Origin of the sequence: Streptomyces sp. NPDC057702, from assembly GCF_042799315.1 — a bacterium.
GTDB lineage: Bacteria > Actinomycetota > Actinomycetes > Streptomycetales > Streptomycetaceae > Streptomyces.
On sequence record NZ_JBHVJC010000023.1, the window covers coordinates 1 to 16,395 of the forward strand.

Annotated in this window: 12 protein-coding genes; 5 read left to right on the forward strand and 7 right to left on the reverse strand. The window is 77.6% G+C overall.

Going from position 1 to position 16,395, the window contains the following annotated elements; genetic code table 11:
- Positions 1–103: 103 nt before the first annotated feature.
- Positions 104–1,051, reverse strand: coding sequence for a hypothetical protein (locus tag ACFVFR_RS18800; RefSeq protein WP_383702916.1), 948 nt, complete (start codon positions 1,049–1,051; stop codon positions 104–106).
- A 5-nt stretch (positions 1,052–1,056) separates the two neighbouring features.
- Entirely contained in the window at positions 1,057–1,758 is a 702-nt protein-coding gene (locus ACFVFR_RS18805; RefSeq protein WP_383702917.1) for a papain-like cysteine protease family protein, read from the reverse strand.
- Positions 1,759–3,206: 1,448 nt separating this feature from the next.
- Here ACFVFR_RS18805 and ACFVFR_RS18810 point away from each other — a divergent pair.
- The gene (locus tag ACFVFR_RS18810) at positions 3,207–3,890 is read left to right on the forward strand and encodes a hypothetical protein (protein WP_383702919.1); all 684 of its coding nucleotides are present in this window, start codon (positions 3,207–3,209) and stop codon (positions 3,888–3,890) included.
- A 975-nt stretch (positions 3,891–4,865) separates the two neighbouring features.
- Here the strand turns inward: ACFVFR_RS18810 and ACFVFR_RS18815 are convergent.
- From ACFVFR_RS18815 to ACFVFR_RS18825, 3 genes are all read right to left on the reverse strand, one after another.
- Entirely contained in the window at positions 4,866–8,216 is a 3,351-nt protein-coding gene (locus tag ACFVFR_RS18815) for a LuxR C-terminal-related transcriptional regulator (protein ID WP_383702921.1), read from the reverse strand.
- Between the two features lie 589 nt (positions 8,217–8,805).
- Positions 8,806–9,351 (reverse strand): hypothetical protein, encoded by a 546-nt coding sequence (locus tag ACFVFR_RS18820; RefSeq protein ID WP_383702924.1) that lies wholly within the window; start codon positions 9,349–9,351, stop codon positions 8,806–8,808.
- Positions 9,348–9,857: a SigE family RNA polymerase sigma factor gene (locus ACFVFR_RS18825; RefSeq protein WP_383702926.1), complete on the reverse strand. Its 510-nt coding sequence runs from the start codon at positions 9,855–9,857 to the stop codon at positions 9,348–9,350. The genes ACFVFR_RS18820 and ACFVFR_RS18825 overlap by 4 nt, the downstream gene beginning before the upstream one ends.
- 241 nt (positions 9,858–10,098) lie before the next feature.
- On the opposite strand from ACFVFR_RS18825, the gene ACFVFR_RS18830 reads away from it, so the two are divergent.
- Both ACFVFR_RS18830 and ACFVFR_RS18835 read left to right on the forward strand, forming a co-directional pair.
- The gene (locus ACFVFR_RS18830) at positions 10,099–10,653 is read left to right on the forward strand and encodes a hypothetical protein (protein WP_383702928.1); all 555 of its coding nucleotides are present in this window, start codon (positions 10,099–10,101) and stop codon (positions 10,651–10,653) included.
- Positions 10,654–11,619: 966 nt separating this feature from the next.
- Complete coding sequence (locus tag ACFVFR_RS18835) at positions 11,620–12,168, forward strand: hypothetical protein (RefSeq protein WP_383702930.1); 549 nt, start codon at positions 11,620–11,622, stop codon at positions 12,166–12,168.
- 297 nt (positions 12,169–12,465) lie between these two features.
- Here ACFVFR_RS18835 and ACFVFR_RS18840 read toward each other — a convergent pair whose 3' ends face one another.
- The gene (locus ACFVFR_RS18840) at positions 12,466–13,629 is read right to left on the reverse strand and encodes an AraC family transcriptional regulator (RefSeq protein WP_383702932.1); all 1,164 of its coding nucleotides are present in this window, start codon (positions 13,627–13,629) and stop codon (positions 12,466–12,468) included.
- A gap of 92 nt (positions 13,630–13,721) precedes the next feature.
- Here ACFVFR_RS18840 and ACFVFR_RS18845 point away from each other — a divergent pair, with 92 nt between their 5' ends.
- Entirely contained in the window at positions 13,722–14,570 is an 849-nt protein-coding gene (locus tag ACFVFR_RS18845; RefSeq protein ID WP_383702934.1) for an NAD(P)H-binding protein, read from the forward strand.
- 390 nt (positions 14,571–14,960) lie between these two features.
- Here ACFVFR_RS18845 and ACFVFR_RS18850 read toward each other — a convergent pair whose 3' ends face one another.
- Positions 14,961–15,905 carry a zinc-binding alcohol dehydrogenase family protein gene (locus ACFVFR_RS18850; RefSeq protein ID WP_383702936.1) on the reverse strand — a complete coding sequence of 315 codons (945 nt, stop codon included), beginning with the start codon at positions 15,903–15,905 and terminating at the stop codon, positions 14,961–14,963.
- A gap of 191 nt (positions 15,906–16,096) precedes the next feature.
- Between ACFVFR_RS18850 and ACFVFR_RS18855 the strand changes: the two genes are divergently transcribed.
- Positions 16,097–16,243 carry a hypothetical protein gene (locus ACFVFR_RS18855; RefSeq protein ID WP_383702938.1) on the forward strand — a complete coding sequence of 49 codons (147 nt, stop codon included), beginning with the start codon at positions 16,097–16,099 and terminating at the stop codon, positions 16,241–16,243.
- Positions 16,244–16,395 lie beyond the last annotated feature (152 nt).

Genomic DNA, 16,395 nt, shown 5'->3' on the forward strand with positions numbered 1-16,395 from the left:
GGCTGTACGTGCTGGCCGGGACGTTGCGCCTGGTGCTGGCCGACCACGATCTGGTGATGGGGGCGGGGGAGTCGGCCGGTGCGTCGCGGGGGCCGGGCGGCGGTCAGCCGGTCGCGGTCCGACGGCGGACGCGGACCACGGCCGTGCCGATGCCGAGGAGCAGGACGCAGCCGGTCGCGGCGAGCGTGGCGTGGGCGGCGCCGAACGCGGGCGAGCCCTCGTTCGCGGTGGCGCGCGGCGCGTCGGCCGCCGGCGCGGCCCGACGCGGCCCGTCGCCGCCGAACTGGCCCGAGCGCTGGTAGGCGGAGCCGGGCAGCTTGTCGGCGTACCGGTCGTGCACGCGTGTCTGGTACGCGGCCACGCTGGTGCCGCGCGCGCCGACCGCGTCCCGGGCCGAGGCGTTGAGCGGCAGCACCCGGTCGCCGTCCAGCGCGTACCAGGCGGCGATCTGCGGCTCGGTGAAGACCAGGTCGCCCGCGCTCTTCCGGCCGAAGCCGACCTCGTCGGTGCCGGAGATCACGTTGGCCACGGTCCACTGCCGGGTCTTCGCGTCCCGCACGGTCCACACCGTGGCCGCCGCGCCGGTGGCCGAGCGGGCCTCGGAGGCCAGGTAGGCGAACTCGGCCACCGGGCGGTCGGTGGCGCCGGTACCCCGGACGAAGTCGGCGCTGAGCGAGTAGACGGGGACGGCCGGGCCGACCAGGCGCGGGGCCTGCGCGGCGGCCTCCTCGCGGGTGACGCGGGCGTCCAGGGCGTCGCGCTGGGCGGCCTTCTCCCGCTCGGCGAGGCGGACGAAGAAGGCGCCGACGCGCTCGGTGGTGTCCTGGCTGGCCAGCGTCCGGGCGGCGGCGGTCCGGTCGGTGGCCGAGACCGTGGCCGGCGCCAGGGGGCGCGCGCCGTCGTCGGCGACGGCCGTCGTGGGAGCGAGCAGCACCAGGGCGCCGACGCCGGCGGCCAGTGAGGCCCCGCCGAGGGTGCCCAGTCGGGAACGGGTCGGGCGGGAACGGGCCGGGCGGGGAAGGGACGGGCGGGGAAGGGTCGGGTTCGTCATGGCGCTCACTTCTCCCCGTACAGCGACTCGGCCCAGCGGAACTGGGAGTTGCTGACGTAGCTGGTGTAGTTCATCTCGCCGTAGCGGGGGCTGCTGGGCCACGGGTCGGCGTACATCAGCGTCTTGCGGCTGGCGTCGTACCCGTACAGGACCTGCGCGTGACCGCCGCCCGAGGTCCAGTAGATGCCCGTCTCGACGGGCGAGTTGGCGTCCACGGTCTGCTGCACCGTCTGGAACGGCAGGGTGCCCGTCGTACGGCCCGGGTTCATGCCGAGCTTGGACCACGAGCGCTGTACGTCGGTGAGGTAGCCGGGCCGGTTGGGGCACGGCGAGGTGGTGGGCAGGCCACGGGCGTAGGCGCAGAACGTGTTCTGCGAGGTGTCCTGGCCGCGCCCCAGGTACCGGGCGATGGAGAGGCCGGTGGCAGCCCAGCACCACTGGTCCTGGCTCTGCACCAGTTCGTTGAAGGCCAGTTGGGTCGAGACGCCGGCGGCGCGCGGGGCGGTCTCGGCCGGCGCGACGGCGGGCGCCGGGGCGGCCGGCGGGGCGGCGACGGCCGTCCCGGACAGGGGCGCCGCGAGGCAGGCCACGGCGGCGACGCCGCTGAGCGCGACGGTCAGCCGCCGCCCTCTGATCGGGGCGGAGCCGGGCGGGCTCGCCGTGGCGGCCGGAGCGCCCGTGGGTGGGCGGTGTTTCCGCGAGAGCATCGTGTGTTCTCCTTTTCGCCCGGCGGTTGGGGTGCCGGGCGGTCTCGGGGGAGGTACGCGGGCGGCGCGGGCCGCGCCGGGGCGCGGCCGAACGCCGTGGGGCACGCCACCCGGGCGACGGGCGCGCGGTGGGGCACGTCCGCGCGAGGGGGTCGGCCCGCGCGGGCCACGCACCCGCCACCACGGGGCGCGGCGGGGAGCGGTCCGTACGCGCGGGTGGGGCGGGGTCGATACGGGAGGTGCGGCGGTACGGCGTGGGCCCGAGCGGGTGGGTGGGCCCGCGCGGTGGCACGGGGTGGGGCGGCGCGTCGTCCGGCGGTACGCCATGGGGTGGCGTACCGCCGGACGCGGCGGGGCGGTCGCGTCCGAGCGAGGCGGTCGTAGCGGAGCGGGGCGGGCCGGGTGGGGTGCCGGACCGCGCGATCGGGGGCGGGGGCGGATTCGGGGAGCGCGGGTGGCGCTCCCGTGGGGAGTGGGCCCGTGGCGCGGGTGGCGCCGGTGGCCGATGGCCGGGCGGATGTGGCCCCATCCGCCGACTGGTGGCAAGGCTGGGCCCACCGCCCCACGACCCGGAACCCCCCGGACCCGATACGGGGGGTTTCCCGGTACCCCCCTCACCCGACGCCAGCGCGCGCCCGGGGGTGCCTGGCGGCAGGGCTCACCCGGCGTCAGGGTCGTCGTGCCCGGTCATGGGGCAGGGCTCTCCCGACGTCGAGGTTCACCGGCCACGGGCCCTACCCGGCGTCAGGGTCACGCCCGGCGTGGGTCTCCCCCCCGGGGGTCAGGCTCCCCCGGGGGGCAGGGTTCGCCGGTCGCGGGGCTCCCCCGACGAAGGGGCTATGTCAGGCCACAGGGCTCACCCGGGGTCGGGGTTCGCCGGTGCACGACACTCACCTGACGTCAGGGTTACGCTCCGCGACGACAACCCCCCGGCGTCAGGGTTACGCCCCGCGGCGGGGCTCACCCGACGTCAGAGTGACGCCCGGTCATGAGGCAGGACACTCCCGACGTCGGGGTTCACCGGCCACGGGCCCTACCCGGCGTCAGGGTCACGCCCGGCGTAGCTCTCCCCTCGGGGTCAGGCTCCCCCGGGGGCAGGGTTCGCCGGTCGCGGGGCTCCCCTGACGAAGGGGTTACGTCAGGGCCACAGGGCTCACCCGGGGTCGGGGTTCGCCGGTGCACGACACTCACCCGACGCCAGCGCGCGCCCGGGGGATGCCTGGCGGCAGGCCCCACCCGGCGTCAGGGGCACGCCCGGTCGTGGCGGGGTTCGTCCGTGGGCGGGGTGGGGGGCAACCCATCGACCAGCGGGGGGTGTCGGGGGCGCCCGGTAACTTGCCCGTCATGACCAATACGGCCGACAGGCGTCACCAGTGGCGGGAAATCACGAGCGCGGGCGAGAGCGCGGGCGCGGGTGTGCGGAGGACGATCGACGAGAGAGCGAGACCATGAGCGACGGCATGGCGTGGATCGCCGAGGAGCTCGGCCCGGACGGCTTCCAACTGGTCGCGCTCCGGGGCGCGGACCCGGAGGAGCTGGCGGTGATGCTGGGCGCGGAGCCCGGCACGGTCATGGCCGCGCCCGCCTTCAACTCCCTGGTCCGGGCGGCCGGCAGCACGGTGCGCCTGCCGGACCTGGCCCGGCTGGGCGGCCACGCTGACTGGGCCTTCGCGTTCGAGACCGGTGGGGGCTACTTCCGGACCAACCGGTCCCACCTCAACCACCTGTGGGAGGGCCGCACCTACGTGCGTGTCTCCGACACCAGCGTGGACCCGCCGACGATCAGCGTGGTGGTGGACGGTGTGTGGGACTGGTCGTACTTCGACGGCGAGGTGCACGAACAGGCCAGGTTCGACCACCCCCTCACCGCGCGCATGACCGCCGAGATCGGCCTGGGCGACGCCGTCCCCGACCCCGACTTCCCCGACGACCCCGACGAGTGCGCGCTCTTCGTCCCCGCCGAGAGCGACGTCTACCGCCTCTTCGGCGAGCACTACGGCCTCTCCCTGCCCCGCCACACCGTTCGCCGCCCCCACCACACGGACACCGACCTCTCCGGTGCCTTCACCGCCCCCCGCGTCCTCCCCGACGGCCGACCCAACCCCGCGTACGCGCCCCTCCGCCAACCCTGAGCGGGGCGCCGGCCCCTGATCGGGAGGACCTGACCAAGGGCGGCCGGCCCGCCCGGGGCCGGGCCGAAACCGGGGCCGGCCCGACCGGCGCCGGGCCGACCAGGAGCGACCTGAACGGGGGCGGCCTCACCAGGGCCGGCCCGCTCGGGGGCCGGCCCGACCGGTCGGGCGTCCGACGGGCCCCGCCTCGCTCGCACCTGACATCGGCGTCGGGCTCCAGGGGGGGCGGGCACGGCGCGAAGCGGCGTCCACGGACGTCGGAACACGCCCGTGACCAGCGCGTCTTCGACCCACTTCGCGGGGATCCACTTCGCGGGGATCCACTTCGCGGGGATCCACTTCGCGGGGACCCACTTCGCGGGTTTCCACCGCACGAGGCGCGCCTCGCGGGCCTACTTCGCGTGGGCGCGCCTCGCGGGGACCCACCGCACGGGGCGCGCCGCGCGGGGACCTACCGCACGGGGCGCGCCGCGCGGGCCACCTCGCGGGGGCCGACCTCACAGGGCACGCCGCGCGGGCCACCTCGCGGGGGCCCACCTCACAGGGCGCGCCGCGCGGGCCCACTTCGCGCGGGCCACCTCGCGTGAACCGACCTCACAGGGCGCGCCGCGCGGGCCACCTCTCGGGGGCTGACCTCACAGGGCGCGCCGCGCGGGCCACTTCGCGTGGGCCCACCTCACAGCGCGCGCCGCGCGGGCCCACCTCGCGTGGCCCCACCTCACAACGCGCGCCGCGCGGCTCCACCTCGCTCGGGCCCGGGCCGCCCGGGGGCCCGTCCGGGCGCGTACCGCCTCGCGGGTGAGACGACCTGGCGTACGCCCCGGTCCGGCGGGCTCGGACCGAGACGGGCCCCGTGTCGAGTGGGTGGCGCACGCTCGACGCGCCGGCGCCTCTCGCCCGCTCGGCGCGCGTCCCCCACCTGGCGCGCGTCCCCCACCCGGCGCGCGTCCCCCGCTCGGCGCCCCGTGGGGTGGTTCAGCCGATGGGGCGGGGGGTGTGGTCGGGGGCGTGGCGGAGGTGGATGAGTTCGGCGCGGGAGCGGACGCCGAGTTTGCGGTAGACGCGGGTCAGGGTGGACTCGACGGTCTTGGCCGAGAGGAACAGCCGGCCGGCGATCTCCCGGTTGGTCGCCCCGTTCCCGACCAGTTCCGCCACCCGGTGCTCGGCCGGGGTCAGCGCGCGCCACCGGCCCTCGGGCGGCGCGGCCGGGCCCGCGCCCACGGGCGGCGGGTGCGCGCCGGGCCACCACGTACCGGGCGTGGGCGGCGCGGAGGCGCCCGCCGTCGCGTCCCGTGTCGCGTCCCGGCCCCGCGTGATCCGGTGGATCTCGGCCTCGGCCTGGTCGAGCCAGGGCCGGGCGTCGGCCGCGCGGAAGACGGCGGCGGCCTCCTGCCACGCGGCGAGCGCGGCCGTGGTGTGCCGGCGCCGACGCTCCACCGCGCCCAGGGCCAGCAGGTCCCGGCCCCGTTCCAGCGGCAGCCCGAGGCCCTGGTGGCCGGCGGCGGCCTCGCGCAGGCGGGTCGCCGCGCCCGGCAGGTCGGCGGACTCCGCGCGCAGCAGCGCGTCCGCGCGCAGCAGCGACAGCGTCACCCCGGGCCGGTCCAGTCGGGCCGCGGCCTGCCGTGCCTCACGGACCACCGCCCGCGCCCGCTCGTGGTCGCCGACCGCCACCAGCGCCTCGGCCAGGTCCGCCGCCCAGGGCACGGGCGCCGGGTCACGCACGGAGCGGCGGCGGGCCAGCGTACGGGCCTGGCTCAGGCACTCCACGGCCGCCACCGGCGCCCGCGAGCGCAGTTGGACCTGGCCGAGCAGGCACAGGGCCAGCGACAGGAACACCACGTCGCGCTCCTCCCGCGCCACCCGCACGCTCTCCCGGGCCAGCGCCTGGGCCCGCTCCAGGTCGCCGCCGGCCGCCTCGGCGACGGCGGCCGAGTAGCAGACCTGTCCGAGGATGGCGCCCAGCGCGCGGGCCAGGTCCAGGGCCTCGTGCGCGGAGCCGAGCGCCTTGCCGCAGCGGCCCGCGCGGACGTCCACGTCGACGGAGGCGCACAGCAGGAACAGGGTCTCCTCCGCGTCGTCCAGTCGCCGGGCGCGGCGTAACAGGCGGTCGAGTTCGGCGTCGGCTGCGGTCAGCCGGTCGGCGAAGAAGTCCAGTCGGGCCCGGATGGCACGGGGGCCGTTGTGCCCGCCCGTCGGCCCGGCGTCCTGCGGTCGCTCCAGCGCGCGGGCCAGCAACGCGCCCGCGTCGGGCCGGCCCTGGAGCGTGCCCACGAACGCCTGGAGGGACAGCGCGAGCGACTCCGTCGAACGGTCCCCGCCGCGCCGCGCGAGCACCGCCGCCCGCGCCGCCTCGGCCCAGGCCAGGGGCGAGTCGCCGTCGCTGATGTGCGCCTTGATGCCGCGCAGGTAGTGCAGCCGGGCGCGCGCGGTGGGGTCGTCGCCGGCGTGCGCGAACGCGCCGGCGAACACCTCGTCCAGGTCGTACAGCGCCTGGTTGGCCGCGTTGATGATCAGCACGCAGGCCCGTACGTGCTGCGCCGGGTCGCACGCGCGGGCGGTGACGGCCTCGGCCAGTTCGCGGCACAGCGCGTAGTCGGCGGCGGCGTACGCGTGGGTCGCGGCGCTCAACAGGCGTTCGCAGCGCCGCCGTGGGTGGGTGGCCGGGGTACGCAGCGCCGCCAGCCGGGCCAGCGCCGCCGCGTCCTCGGGTGCCCCGCGCCGCCGCGCCTGCTCGGCCGCGCCGGCCAGCGCGGCGGCCAGCGGTTCCGCCGGTCCCGGGGCGGCCAGGGCGCGGTGCCGGGCGTGTTCGACCGGGTTCGGCGTGAGGGCGGCCAGCCGCGCGTGCGCCGCGCGCCGTTCGGCGGCGGACGCGGCGGCGTAGTGCGCGCCGCCGTACAGCGGATGCGCGAAGCGCACCGTGGCCCCGTCGTCGGAGACGACGAACAGCCCCACGGCGACGCCCTGTTCGACCACGCGATCGACCAACGTCTCGCCCTGGCCGCCGGGGTGCCCGGCCGGGCGGGTGGGAGAGGGCGCGGCGCGGGCGGCCACCTCGCGCGTGGCCGCGTTCGCGGGGCGGTCGGCGCACGGGCGGGTGGCCGGGGTGACGGTCGGGGCAGCGGTCGGGTGGAGCGCCGCCGGCCGGGCGACGCGTGGCCGGGTGGCCTGTGGCTCGATGGCTTGTGGCCCGGTGGCCTGTGGCCGGGGGGCGCCCGCCGGGGCGCCGTCGGGCGGTGTGCGGGTGGGGCGGGTGACGGCTGCCGGGCCGCTGTCCGGCGGCGCGGGGGCGGGGCGGGCGTGGTCGGTCGGCGCGCCGTCCGCGCGCGGGGTGACGGCGCGGGTGTGGTCGGGTGGGTCGACGTCCGGGGGGCCGTCGTCGGCGGGTGTGGGTGGGAGCGCCAAGGGGTGAGGGCCGGCCGGTGTCGGTGGGGTGGCGGGTGTGTGGGTCGCGGCACGCAGCAGCTCCAGGTCCACCGAGCCCCGCCCGGCCGCCGCCGTCAGCAGGACCAGCGCCCGCCCGGCCGGCTCCACCCGCGCGAGCCGCTCCGCGACCCCCGCGCCGATGCGTTCCGGTATCGGCAACGGCTGGTCCCGGGTGGGCGGTTCAGGCAGCCGGTCGAGGAGCCGTACGATCTCCAACGCGTCCAGCAGATCGCCGTCACACGCCTCGTGTACGCGTCTGACCAGCCAGTACGGCAGCTCCCTGGTCGCGTACCGGTCGAGCACCTCGCGTAGTTCGGGCGCCGTGGGCGCGGGCAGTTCGCGGGCCAGCACGTCGCCCGGACACAGCGCGAGCCCCCGCGAGGGCCCGCCGCCGGCCGGCACGGTCTCGGTGACCACGGCGCGCACCCGCGAAGGCCCCAGCCGCCGCGCCGCGTACGCCAGCGTCTGCGCGCTCGGCTCGTCCACGCAGTGCGCCCCGTCCACCGCGAGCAGCACCGGCCCGCGCGCGGCCAGCCCCCGCACCAGCGCCAGCAGGCCCAGCCGGACGCCCATCGGGTCGGGCCCCTCGGGCGCCGACACCTCCCGGCGCAACACGGCGCGCAGCGCGGACCGTTGCGGCGGCGGCAGCGCGGACAGCGCCTCGTCGGGCAACGGGTCCAGGAGGTCGGCGAGCGTGGCGTACGCCAACGGGTGCTCGGCAGCGCCCGGTTCGCACCACAACACGCTCCCCGCGTGGTCGCGCGCGCCCTCGACGAGACCGCGCAGCACGTACGACTTCCCGGCGCCGCGCGACCCGTACAGCACGAAGCTGCCACCGTCGGCCAACTGGCGCCGGGCCGCGCGCACCACAGCGTGCCGCGCGGCGGGTTCGGTGTGCGCCACGGGGTGTCCTCCCGACGGGGCGGCGGCGAGGGGGTGAGGCGGTGCGGGTGGGGCGGGCGGGGTGTGCTGGCGGAGGTGGGGCTGGGGTGGCCGGTGCGGGGCGACTTGGGCCGGTACGGGGTTGGCCGGGGTTGGCCGGCCCCGCCGGGGTGGGGCGGGTGGTGCGCGGACGGGCGGTAGCGGGTGGCCGGGCGGCATCGGGCGGCCGGGCCGTGCCCGATTCCTTACATGGTCATGCCAGGCTTGGCGGGCGTCAACGCCCCGTTCACGCGCGGCGCCGCGCGCTCCGCGCGGACGGTGCCGCGCACCTCGCGACGGGCCCGGCCGCCGCCACCTCGGCCGGCGGGCCACCTCGGCCGGCGGGTCCCGTCGGCCGCTCGCATGACAGGCGGTTCGCTGGCCGAGTGGCGCGACGTGCTCGTCGTCCGTCCGCGACGGGTGACCCCGGCTCCCCGTCCCCGTGGTGGAGCCGTGGACGCGGCAACGACCGTGTCGCCGGCCGGTGGTGCTTCGAACGGGCTGTCGTCCAGGCGTGGGCGCCGGCTCGCGTCCGGGCCACGACCCGGGGCGGCTGGGCGGTGTGCGGGTCTCAGGGGCCGGGGGTGGGCGGGGGTGCCTGTGGGGGCGTGGGTCTGGTGGGGTCGGACGGGACGGGGACGTCGGGGCGGGCCGCCGGATCCGGCGGGGTGACGGCGCCGGGGCGCGCGGAGGGGGCGCCGGCGGCCGGGCCGCCCGCCCTGGGCGGGGGTGGTGTGGGCGTGGGGGGCGCGCCGGTGGTCGGCGCCGTGGGTACGCCCGTCGGGGGCATCGGGTCGGGGTGCGGTGTGGCGGTGGGCCCCGGGGGGTCGGGCGTCGGCGCGGTGGGCGTGGGGCGCGGGGGGCCCGTCGGCGCCAGCGGCTGCTGTTCGCGGGTGGGCCCGGCGCCGGGCAGCGCGATGACGGCGGCCACGGTGAGCGCCGCGACCGTGGCGACGCCGGCCGCCGCCGCCGCGACGCGCCGGCGGCGCAGCCGCCGCCCGCCGGACACGGCCGCGTCGGCCAGGTTCGGCAGCGGGGGTTCCTGCGTGGAGTCGAGGATCTCGGTGAAGGCGAAGCGCAGTTCGGCGCCCTCGTGCTCGTCCATGTCCCGGTTCACCGCCCGCTCACCTCGTCCGCCAGGCCCTCGACCAGTGCTCGCAACCGCTTGAGCCCCCGCGCGCTCTGGCTCTTGACCGTACCGGGGGACACCCGCAGCGCCGCCGCCGTCTGCTCCACGCTCCAGTCCTCCCAGAAGCGCAGGACGAGCACTGCCCGGTAGCGCGGCGGAAGCTCCAGCAAGGCGGACCGCATCACCATCCGCAACTCCGGCCCCTCCGGTTCCGCCTCGGGCACCTCCGGTACGTCCTCCACCGTCTCCTCGCGCCAGCGGCCCCTGCGGTGCTGGTCGATGAAGGTACGGGTGAGGATGGTGCGCGCGTACGCGTCCACGTTGCCGTCCCGACGCACCCGGCCCCAGGCGGCGTACAGCTTCATCAACGTGGTCTGGGTCAGGTCCTGGGCCAGGTGCCAGTCCCCGCAGAGCAGGTACGCGTTACGCCGCAACTGGGCCTGCCGCGCCTCCGCGAACTCGCGGAACTCCCGCTCCCGCACCGCCTCCCGCACCCGCCCGACCTCCCCACACGCCCCGCCCGTCCTCTTCTACGTACGGGACGGGGACCCCGGGGGTTGCACGTCGGGCCGAGAAAGATTCCCGCGCCCCGCGTGCAACCCGCCGCCGCGTGGCCGCGTACTCCACTGACACGAGGGCCAACGCCCCCGCCGGGCGGTACCGCGGCCCGCCAGGCGGGCGCCCGGCCCTCGTCCCGGCCGGGCAACCGGCCACCTCGATCCGCAAGGAGCAACCGTGTCGAAGCGTTTGACCGCCAGCCGTACGCGCCGTCTCATCCTCGGCGTCGCCGCCAGCGGTGTCCTGGCCGTCGGAGGCTGGGCCACCGTCGCCAACGCCGTCTCCGGCCCGGGCGCCGCCCACGGGGCGCCGACCACACCGGCCAAGGAGGCCAAGCCGGCCCCGGCCAAGCCCGGCAAGCCCACCCCCGCGAAGCCGGCCAAGCCCGGCAAGCCGGCCCCCGCGAAGCCGACCAAGCCCGGCAAGCCCGTACCGGCCAAGCCCGGCAAGCCGGCCAAGCCCGTGCCGCCGAAGGTCGTCAGCCCCGGCAAGCCGGCGCCGGCCCCCGTGCCCCCGCAGAGCGCCCACCCCGGCAAGCCGGCCCCCGCGCCGGTCCCGCCGACCACCAGGCCCGTGCCGGCCCCCGTGCCGCCGACCGCGAAGCCCGCCCCGGCTCCGGTCCCGCCGACCGTGCGCCCGGCCCCGCCCGCCGCGAAGCCGGCCCCCGTCGCCCCCAGGCCGAGCACCCCGGACGTCTCCCGCCCGGCCCCGGCCCCGGCACCCCGCCACTGAACCACCCACCCGCCCCGTCGCCGCCCCCGCCCCGCTACTGAACTCGACCCGTCACCGGGCCTCGTCACCGGGTCCGATCCCCGCCATCGGGCCAACCTCGTTATCGGCCCCCCGCCCCACGACCCACACCCCGCCTGGCCCCCGCCCGCGCCCGCGCGCGGGCGGGGACCGCTCGGGAGGTGGCGGGCGGGGGCCGGCGGGGGCGAGCCCTGTCGCGTACGACGGCGGGCCACCGAGGCCGCCCGACCGGGGCGTGCGCGCCACGGACGGCATGGGCTCGACGGCGGGGAGCGGCCGAGGAGGAACGTTCGCCGTGCGCGGCGGGGGCCGCGATGGGTGGAGGGGGGAGCGGCGTACGTCGCCCGCCTGCGCCGTGGCGTGGCGCGGTCGACGACGATCCGCCGCCACGCACGGCGCGCGGGCAGGCCCTGGCCAACGGAACGGCCCCCACCGCGCGTACCGTCAACCCGACGGCGAGCCGTGCCTGCCGGAACACACCGCGCCGCGTACCCCGCCGACCACTCGCCTCTGACGGCGCGGGCACGACAGCCGGCCGTCACCGCGCGCCCGGCGCCGGTGGCTTCCCCCTCGTCCGTCCGAGCCGGGCCACGGGCCCCGCAGACAGCGCCACCGCTCGGCTCCGATCGGGCATCGTGCCCCGACCGCCCCGACCGCCCCGACCGCCCCGACCGCCCCGACCGCCCCGACCGCCCCGACCGCCCCGACCGCCCCGACCGTTCACCGCGACACCGTCGGGCGGTGCCGCCCCACGTGAGAACCCCACCGCCCTCCGCGAACCGGCGGTGCACCCGTAGCCGTGGCCCGCTCGGGGCCGACGGGAGCGCGCCACGCCGTGTCGTCGCTCCGTACGGCGTGCGTCATAGCCCGCCGACGGCGATTCCGCCGGCCTCTTCGTAACGCGCGACCTGCCCGTAGCAGCTGAACGGGCGCCTAGGATCGCCTGTTATGGCTACAGCGATCGTGACCGTCGTGGTGGCGTTCATCGGCTACCTGGCGACCTACCTGAACGGGCTGCGCCTCACACAGCGACAGGCCCGGCTCACCCGCGTCAATGAGCAGTTGAGCAACTTCTACGGGCCGCTGTTCGCCCTGATGGAAGCCAACGGCCGTGTCTACGACACCTTCGCGGAGAGGTTCGCGCGCGCTGACGGTCGCGACCCGTTCAACCACGACGTACCACCCACCGCGCAGGAGCTGGCGCAGTGGCGCACCTGGGCCTCCACCGTCTTCGTGCCCAATATCCAGGCCATGCGCGACGTGGTGGTCTCCCAGGCCGATCTGCTCATCGAGGAGGAGATGCCCGAGGCCCTGCTCCAACTCTGCGCCCACGTCTCGGGCTACGAGATCACGGTCGCGCGCTGGGCTCAGGGTGACTACACGGAGCACCTCTCTCTCATACCGTTCCCCGGCCGCGAACTGCGTCGGTACGTTCGTGACCGGTTCGCCCGACTCAAGAGTGAGCAGGCGCGCTTGCTGGGGCGCGCCAGCTGGTAGCGCCAGTCGTCCGACTCCCCTCGGAGCGTGCGAGTCGGAGTCGCACACCCCCGCCTCTCACCTCACCAGCCTCCGCCCCACCCGCAGCACACCGCCGAGCATCCCGCCCGCGCCCCGCGGCGGCCCCACCCCGGCCCGCACCCTCCGTACGCGCCGCAGGGGGTCACGTCGCCGCGCGGGCGGGCCCTTGTCCCGGCACTCCCGGGCGGGCCCTGGTCCCGGCATCCCCGGACGGGCCCTTGCCCCAAGCCGCCCGGACGCGCCGCAGGCGTCGCACCCCGCCGTACGGGCGGGGCCTCACCCCTGTGCGGCCTCGGCCCGCCATCCGGTGCCGTCCGCGCCCGCCTCGCGGTACTCGCTCGGGCGGGTGCCGCGTAGGCGCTTGAACGCCACGCTGAGCGCGAAGGCGTTGGCGTAGCCGACCCGGCGGGCGATCGCGTTCACCGTCTGGTCGGTCTGGCGCAGCAGGTCGGCGGCGAGGGCCACGCGCCAGCTCGCGAGGTAGGTCATCGGTGGTTCGCCGACCAGCGCGGTGAAGCGGCGGGCCAGGGCCGCGCGGGAGGAGCCGGCCCGGGTGGCGAGGTCCGCGACCGTCCACGGGTGGGCGGGCGTGTCGTGCAGCAGCCGTAGCGCGGTGCCCACGAGCGGGTCGTCCAGGGCGCGGCACCAGGCGGGCGCGTCGGCGCCCGGGTCCTCGAACCAGCTCCGCAGCGCGGACACCAGCAGCAGGTCCAACATCCGGTCCAGCACCAGTTGTTGGCCCGGCCGGTCGCGCGCGATCTCCTCGGCCACCGCCGCCACCGACGGGTACGGCCCGTCGGCGGCCGGCACCACCAGTACCGGCGGCAGCGCCCGTACCAGCCGCTCACTCAACTCCCCGCGCCGCTCGAAAGCCCCACTCACCAGCACGGGAGCCACGCCCCCCACCCCACCGCCACCGACCGGCGCGCCAGCCACCCCACCAGTCACCCCACCAGTCACCCCACCAGCCGGCGCGCCAGTCGCCCCACCCACCCGCTGGCCGTCACCCGCGCGACCGCCATCCGAACCACGCACGCTCTCCCCACTACCCGAACCGCGCACGCTCCCCCCGCCATCCGAGCCGCGCTCGCTCTCCCCGTCAGCCGGCGCGGCGCACAGCCGGCCCGGGCCGGTCGGGGGCTCGACGCCCGTCGCGCCGGGGCAGTAGTCCGCGCTGGTCACCACCAGCGCGGGGACGCTCGTCGGGTCGTCGGCCACGGTGTACGGCGCGTCGCCGCGGACGACCGCGATGTCACCGACGCCGATGGCCACCGGGTCGCCCGCCTCGGGCACGACCCAGGCCCGGCCGCGGGCCATCATCGCCAGCGTCAACGGGGCGCCGCTGGCCATCCGCAGGGCCCACGGCGGGCGCATGATCGTCTGTCGGAAGACGGCCCCCCGTGCCCGCACCTCGGCGAGCAGTTCCGATACCGCGTCCATGTCCGCAGTGTAGGGCGGGCCGTAGACGCCAAGACATCGGGCAGAGCTTCCAGGCCATGGAACGTCTCATCGCGTGCGGCTTGACTGGGGCCATGAACGCACAACAGCCCATTCTCGTCACCGGCGCGACCGGCAAGTCCGGCCGTCGCGTCGTCAGTCGGCTACGCGCCCGTGGCCTGCCGGTACGCGCCGCCTCCCGCGCCGGCGAGCACCCCTTCGACTGGAGCGACCGCGCCACCTGGGACGCCGCGTTGGCGGGCGTGCGGTCCGTGTACGTCGTGCAGGTGGACGGCACGAAGCTGGTCCGCCCCTTCGTCGAGCGCGCCGCACACCACGGTGTGCGACGCGTCGTGCTGGCCTCGGGCCGTGGCATCGACGACCCGGACTACGCGCGGGACAGCGCCGGCGTCCTGGACGGCATCCGCGACAGCGAGGCCGCCGTGCGCGCGAGCGGTCTGGAGTGGACGATCAGCCGGCCGGGCTGGTTCGCGCAGAACTTCAGCGAGGGCTTCTTCGCCGACGGCGTGCGCGCCGGTGAACTCCGGCTGCCCGCCGGCGAGGGCGCCGCCAGCTTCGTCGACGCCGAGGACATCGCGGCGGTCGTGGTCGCCGCGCTGACCGAGGACGGGCACGCGGGCCGGACCTACGAACTCTCCGGCCCCGCCGCCCTCACGCTCGCCGAGGTCGCCGCCACGATCTCCGAGGCCGCCGGCCGCACCGTCCGGTACGTGCCGCTCACCGTCGAGCGATACGTCGCCGAACTCGTCGACCAGGGCCTGTCGCCCGCCGACGCGGAGGCGTTCGCGCACGTGATGGCGCCACTGCGGAACGGCACCGACGCGTACGTCTCCGACGGCGTCCCCCGCGCCCTGGGCCGCCCGCCCCGCACCTTCGCCGACTTCGCCAAGGCCACGACCGCCGCCAACGCCTGGCCCGCCTGACGACCGGCGTCACAACACGGCCACCTGACCACGGCCACCCGACCACGACTGCCCGACCACGGCCGTCGGAGCCTTGGCCGTCGGAGCCTTGGCCCGTCCGACCAAGGCCGTCGGAACCTGGCCCGTCTGACGGCCCCCGCCGGAGTCGAGCCGGCCCGACGGCCCCCGCCGAGGTCGGGCCGGCCGGACGGCCTCTGCCGGAGCCGGGCCCACCCGACGGCCTCCGCCGGAGTCGGGCCGGCCGGACGGCCTCTGCCGGAGTCGGGCCGGCCGGACGGCCTCTGCCGGAGTCGGGCTCACCTGGCCGCCGTCGCGGCAGCCTGGCCCGTCGGACGGACCTGCCGGCCCGCCCCGACCAGCCGGGGCGGCGAGCCCGTCCCACGGGCACCGTCAGGAGAAGTCCAGCACCAGCCGCCCGCGCAGCCCGCCCGCCTCCAACAGGCGGTGTGCTCGGGCGGCTTCCTCGGCGGGTAGGACGTCGGCCACGTGCAGCGACAGCACGCCCTCCTCGACCTGGCGGCGCAGGGTGTCCAGCTTCGCCGTGTCGGCCATGCCGTCCGGCGCCATCACCGGGTGCACGGCGATGCCGCGGCCGGCCGGCCCGGCCCAGCCGCGCACCGTGGCCAGCGCCCCGCCGTCGGCGACGGCCGGGACCACCTCGGTGGTCTGGTCGGACGCGTCCACGAGGCCGGGTACGCCGTCGGGCACGAGCGCGCGCACGCGCGTGGCGACATCGGGGCCGCGCTCGACGACGTGGTCAGCACCGAAGCCGCGTACCCGGTCCACGTCCGGCCCGGCGGCGTCCGCGATGACGGTCAGCCCGTCGTCCGTGGCCAGTTCGACCGCGTACCCGCCCACCGCGCCCGCCGCCCCCGTCACGGCCACCGTCCCCCCGGCCGGCACGGCCACCGCGTCCAGCGCCAGCCGCGCGGTCAGGGCGTTCATGAGCAGCGTGGACGCGGCGGGGAAGTCCACACCGGCCGGCGCCGGTACGACCGACTCGGCGGGCACCACGACCCACTCCGCGTACGCCCCACCACGCGGGCCGACGAACATGACCAGGGCGACGACCCGTTGCCCCAGCTCCAGCCGCCCGCCCACCCCCGGGCCGAGCTGGTCGATGACGCCCGCGGCGTCCATGCCGGGCACGAACGGCGGCCGACGGCCCGGCATCCGTACGGCGTGGCCCCCGGTCCGCAACATGACGTCCGTCGGGTTCACGGCCGCCGCGCGCACCCGAATCCGCACCTCGCCGGGCCCCGCCTGCGGCTCGGGCAACTCCAGCACCCGCAGCACCTCGGGCCCGCCGAACTCCTCCACACCGATGGCTTTCATGATCGGCTCCAACCACCGCCCCCGGCACGGCATTCCTGCCCCCCGCCCCCGAGGTACGCGCCAGACGGCCGGCCCGGGCGGCGCGTCACCTAGCACCCCGATCGCGCACGGCGCCATCGCGGGCGCCGAACCGCCGCCGTCGGCGTCTACCGGTTCTGGGGGACGGCCGGGGCCCCCTTGTCCTGGCCTGGGTGCTGTGGCCCCTCGCGGCCGTCGCCCTGCTCCTCGCCTGGGGCAGTGCTCTCGGACCCGGCCTCAGGCGTGCCAAGGGCTGGGGGACCTGTGCGCTGGCCACCGTCGGGGTGGTGACCAGCCTCGTCCACCTGGCCGCCGGCTGACGTCAGCGGCCGGGCGCGGTGGCGGTTGGCCCGCCGGTCACCCGGGGGGTCAACCGCCCCGCCGCCCCCCCCCCCCGCGCCCCCCCCCCCCCCCCCCCCCGCCCCCCCCCACCCGCCGCCCCCCCCCCCCCCCCCCGCGCCCGCCGGAGGAA